This window comes from Phytoactinopolyspora endophytica, from assembly GCF_004138495.1.
Classification (GTDB): Bacteria; Actinomycetota; Actinomycetes; order Jiangellales; family Jiangellaceae; genus Phytoactinopolyspora; species Phytoactinopolyspora endophytica.
Genome location: NZ_ML142858.1, coordinates 198,286 through 202,104 on the forward strand (window position 1 = coordinate 198,286; position 3,819 = coordinate 202,104).

Sequence of the window (3,819 nt, forward strand, 5' to 3'; positions counted from 1 at the left end):
CAGGTGGTTGTGGGCCGTGCGGCTGGCGTGCACGGCGCCGGCGTCCAGCAGCACACCGACCTCGCGCAGGGGCGCCGCCCCGTGCCGGTGCTCGCGGCCGTTGACAAGCGCTCGGCCGCTGGTCGGCCGGTCCAGCCCGACGAGCGAGCGCATCGTCGTCGACTTGCCGGCGCCGTTGGGCCCGAGAAAGCCCGTGACCGTGCCCGGCTCGACGGTGAAGCTCAGTCGGTCCACGACCGGCGTGCCGCCGTAGACCTTGGTGAGCTCCTCCACCCGGATCACGAGACTGCCCTTTCGGTGAGGGCCTCGCGGGACCACGCGCCCTCGGTGGCGGCGATCGCCGCCACCGGCGTAGACAGGTCGGCGGCCACGGACTCGACGGCGGGACCGCGGTCGGCCGTCGACGAGCTGACGTTCCGCACCCGGGCACCGGTCCGGGCCAGATGGGTGCCGAGGATGGAGCCGGCAGGACCGGCCCCCAGGACGATGTGGAGTGGTGCGTGGTTCATATCTCTCCTCATGAGTGACTGATCACTCACTACGACGGTGAAAAAGAACCCCGTCCGAAGCGGACGGGCTGAGGGGTGCTGCTGCTAGTCGACGACGACGAGCACCGTGTACAGCGCGATCAGCAGGAGGGTCGCCGCCAGGGCGATCCGGAGCAAGTTGCTCTTGGTCATGTCGTCACCTCCTCTCCGTGCTCGGGTGGCGCACGCCTCGTTCAGGATGTGCGCCCACGTGTCATCGAGGCCCTCGAGACCCAGGGTGGTGATGACGTGGCAGGGCTGGCGATCACGGTCTCCCTGCGAAGCTCGCCGGTGGACTGCGCGGTTGCCATGTGAGTGACTGTACACTCACTCTCGGCGAGAGGCAAGGTCCGGCCACTGTTCCTCTCGTGGCCAGCATTGCGGTCTTGTCGCCGTCCGCAGTGCAGCAGCGGGGGCTGCTTCTGCGGCGATGTCACAAATCTGCCGCGATCCTCGTCTTGAGTATGAGATCCCGATCCGGGAGTCAGAAGGGGGGAAGTGGCGGTGCGATCCTCCGCGACCGCAACGGCAAGATTCAAAGCGTCTGGGCCCTCGACATCCTCAGGTGGTGCTGGCGGTATGGATCGTGGCAGGGCTGTTGCTGGCGTTGCTGCCTGAGAAAGGCAGGCGTGGCCAAGCTCGAGCCCGACAATGCCCGAGCCGGAACCCAGCCCGCATGACGCACGCGAGATGATTGCGGGCTTCGCCCGGTACCGGGCGATCTTCACTCCGGGCACCACGTTGTTCGCCGTGTCCGGCTTGGTGGCGCGGCTGCCGATCTCCATGGTCGGCATCGGCATTGTGCTCCTGGCCGAGGCTGAGACCGGCTCGTACGCGTTTGCCGGCGTGGTTTCAGCGACCGCGCTGATCGCGAATGCGGCCTTCTCGATCGTGCAGGGCCGGCTGCTCGATCGGCTGGGCCAGGGGCGGGTGCTGCCAATCGCCATCACGCTATGGGGGCTCGGGCTCTCGGGCATCATGTGGTCATTGTTGGCCGAGTGGCCGAGCTGGACGACGTACGCGTGCGCAGCGCTGGCGGGGGCCTCGCTCCCTTCGATTGGCGCCTGTGTCCGCGCGCGATGGTCGTTCGCCCTCAAGAGCCGGCCAGAACGACTGCAATCCGCATTCGCGTTCGAGGCGGTGGCCGACGAGTGCGTCTTCATGGTCGGGCCGATCGTCGTCACCGTGCTCGCCACCACGGTGCACGCCACCGCCGGTCTGATCGCGGCGCTGGCCGTGGGACTAATGGGCACCTATGTGTTCTCTGCGTTGCGCAGCACCGAGCCGCCCGCCCATCCCGCCTCGACGCGCGGTGCCGCTCCCGCGGCGATGCCTTGGCGTCCGTTGGTGCCCCTGACCGTCGTCATGGTCGCACTCGGCATCCTGGTCGGTGCAGCCGAGGTGGCCACCGTGGCGTTCTCCGAGGAGGAGGGGCAGCAGGGCGCTGCCGGCTTCCTGCTCGCGCTGTGGTCGTTCGGCAGCCTGGTCGCAGGGCTGATCTCCGGTGCGATCACGTGGCGTGCCAGCACACTCACGCGGCTGCGCTGGGCCGCGCTGGCGTTGGCGGGCACCCTGGCGCCGCTCGCGCTGGCGCCGTCGATCCCGGTGATGGGCGTGGTGCTGCTGGCCAGCGGGTTCGCGCTCTCGCCCACACTGATCGCGGCCGTCATGCTCGCCGAGAACGTGCTGCCGCCTGCCCGCCTCACCGAGGGGATGGCGTTCCTCCTCCAGACCGGACTCGCCATCGGGCTGGCGCCGGGCGCCGCCGTGGCGGGCGCGGTGATCGATGCGTATGGCGCGTCGCCGGCGTACCTTGTCTGTTTCGGCGGCGGCCTGCTCGCCGTGGCCGGCACGCTGCTCACCCAGGTTCCCGCATCCATGCGTTCGCAAAACGAGGAAAGTGCAGACGCCGGGTTCGTGGCATAGCTGCTGGTGCCTGGAGCGCGCCGACTACTCCGGGCTGCCCTCGACAGCCTCGCTGAGGACGCGGCCCTGCGCCTGCGCCGGCGGCCGGGAGCCGAGGAGCTCTGCGATGGTCGGGGCTACGTCGACGATCTTGGGTTGACGGGGGCGAACGCCGGGACGGATGCCCGCGCCGGAGAGGATCAGCGGAACCTTGATCTCCTCGAGGCCGCCGTGCGAGCCGCGCCACTGCCCTGCGGGCGGCTCGTTGAGCGCGAAGCCCCACGGCGCTTTCGCCTCCACAGCGAGGTCGCCGAGCTTCTCGCTGGCGTGGATCCGGTCGAGATCGCGCCTGTCCAGCGCTCGGCTCACCTGGCGGAGCCGGCCGATCGTAGCCTTGATCTTGAGTCGGTGCGGCTTTTCGGCGGCCCGGCCGCGGAGCGCGACGTGACCGACCCGCACCGAGTTCGGCACGATGATCACTTCCGTGTCCGGAGCCGGCGAGTTGCCCGGCGTGACGATCTCGGCGCGGTAGCCGGCGTCGTCCAACGTCTCCAGCACGTCCGGGATGAGCGTCCGGTTCCACGCGGTCATGCCGTGGTCACTGGTGAGGATGAACGTTGTCTCCGGATATATGCCCACATCCTTGGTTGCTTGTATGAGGCGGCCGAGCTGGTGGTCGTGTTCCGCGAGCAAGGTGCCGATGGTCGGGCTGTCGGGACCTTCGTTGTGGCCGGTCGCATCGAGGTCGGAGCTGTAGACCGCGAGGAAGTCGGGAATCTTGGGAACGGTCACCTGCTGGCCGTCGGAGTCGACGGGACGTTGGTGGAGGATGTCGATCGCGGCGTCGACCCTTTGCTGGAACGGCCCGCCTGGCTGGACGTAGAGGTGCTCGGGGTCGCCGTAAGTGACACCGTTGTTCTGGATCATGTACCACTGCACCGAGGCGATCGTGCGTCCCTCGGCCGCAAGTGCCTCAGCGATGGTCTCGGCGGCGAGGAATCGGCTCTGGCCTTGCGCTGTGTCGCTTTCGGGGTCGTAGATGTAGGCGACGTTGCCGTGGGTCTCCGGGTAGGCACCGGTACTCATGGATGCTCGAACCGGGTTGGAGACGGTGTGAAACGTGGTCTCCGCGGTGGAGAGGCTGCCATGGGCGGCGAGCTGGTCGAGGTTGGGTGTGGGGACGCGGCCGTGGTAGTCGGGATCGAAGCCGTCCCAGTCCACGAGGATAACGTGGCCGGAATGCCGCGGCCGGGTTGTCGCGCCCGGGTTGGCGGCGGCGACACCACCGAGCGGCACGCCCGCAACCGTTGCCGCGATACCGCCCAGGACCGAACGTCGAGACACCGTCATGTCAGCTCACCTTGTCCTTGCCTGTGTGGACTCATAT

Annotated in this window: 5 protein-coding genes; 1 reads left to right on the forward strand and 4 read right to left on the reverse strand. The window is 68.5% G+C overall.

The window, feature by feature from the left end; all coding sequences use genetic code 11:
- From ELR45_RS38510 to ELR45_RS19945, 3 genes are all read right to left on the reverse strand, one after another.
- Positions 1-282: ATP-binding cassette domain-containing protein (locus tag ELR45_RS38510; RefSeq protein WP_205856920.1), on the reverse strand; the 282-nt coding region annotated here is incomplete at its 3' end.
- Positions 279-509, reverse strand: a complete 231-nt coding sequence (locus ELR45_RS19940; protein WP_129667917.1) for a hypothetical protein — start codon at positions 507-509, stop codon at positions 279-281. The genes ELR45_RS38510 and ELR45_RS19940, both read right to left, overlap by 4 nt.
- Positions 510-593: 84 nt before the next feature.
- Positions 594-854: a hypothetical protein gene (locus ELR45_RS19945; RefSeq protein WP_129667918.1), complete on the reverse strand. Its 261-nt coding sequence runs from the start codon at positions 852-854 to the stop codon at positions 594-596.
- Positions 855-1,277: 423 nt separating this feature from the next.
- On the opposite strand from ELR45_RS19945, the gene ELR45_RS19950 reads away from it, so the two are divergent.
- Positions 1,278-2,453 (forward strand): MFS transporter, encoded by a 1,176-nt coding sequence (locus tag ELR45_RS19950; protein ID WP_129667919.1) that lies wholly within the window; start codon positions 1,278-1,280, stop codon positions 2,451-2,453.
- 24 nt (positions 2,454-2,477) lie between these two features.
- On the opposite strand, the gene ELR45_RS19955 is transcribed toward ELR45_RS19950, so the two are convergent.
- Positions 2,478-3,782, reverse strand: a complete 1,305-nt coding sequence (locus tag ELR45_RS19955) for an alkaline phosphatase family protein (protein ID WP_129667920.1) — start codon at positions 3,780-3,782, stop codon at positions 2,478-2,480.
- Positions 3,783-3,819 lie beyond the last annotated feature (37 nt).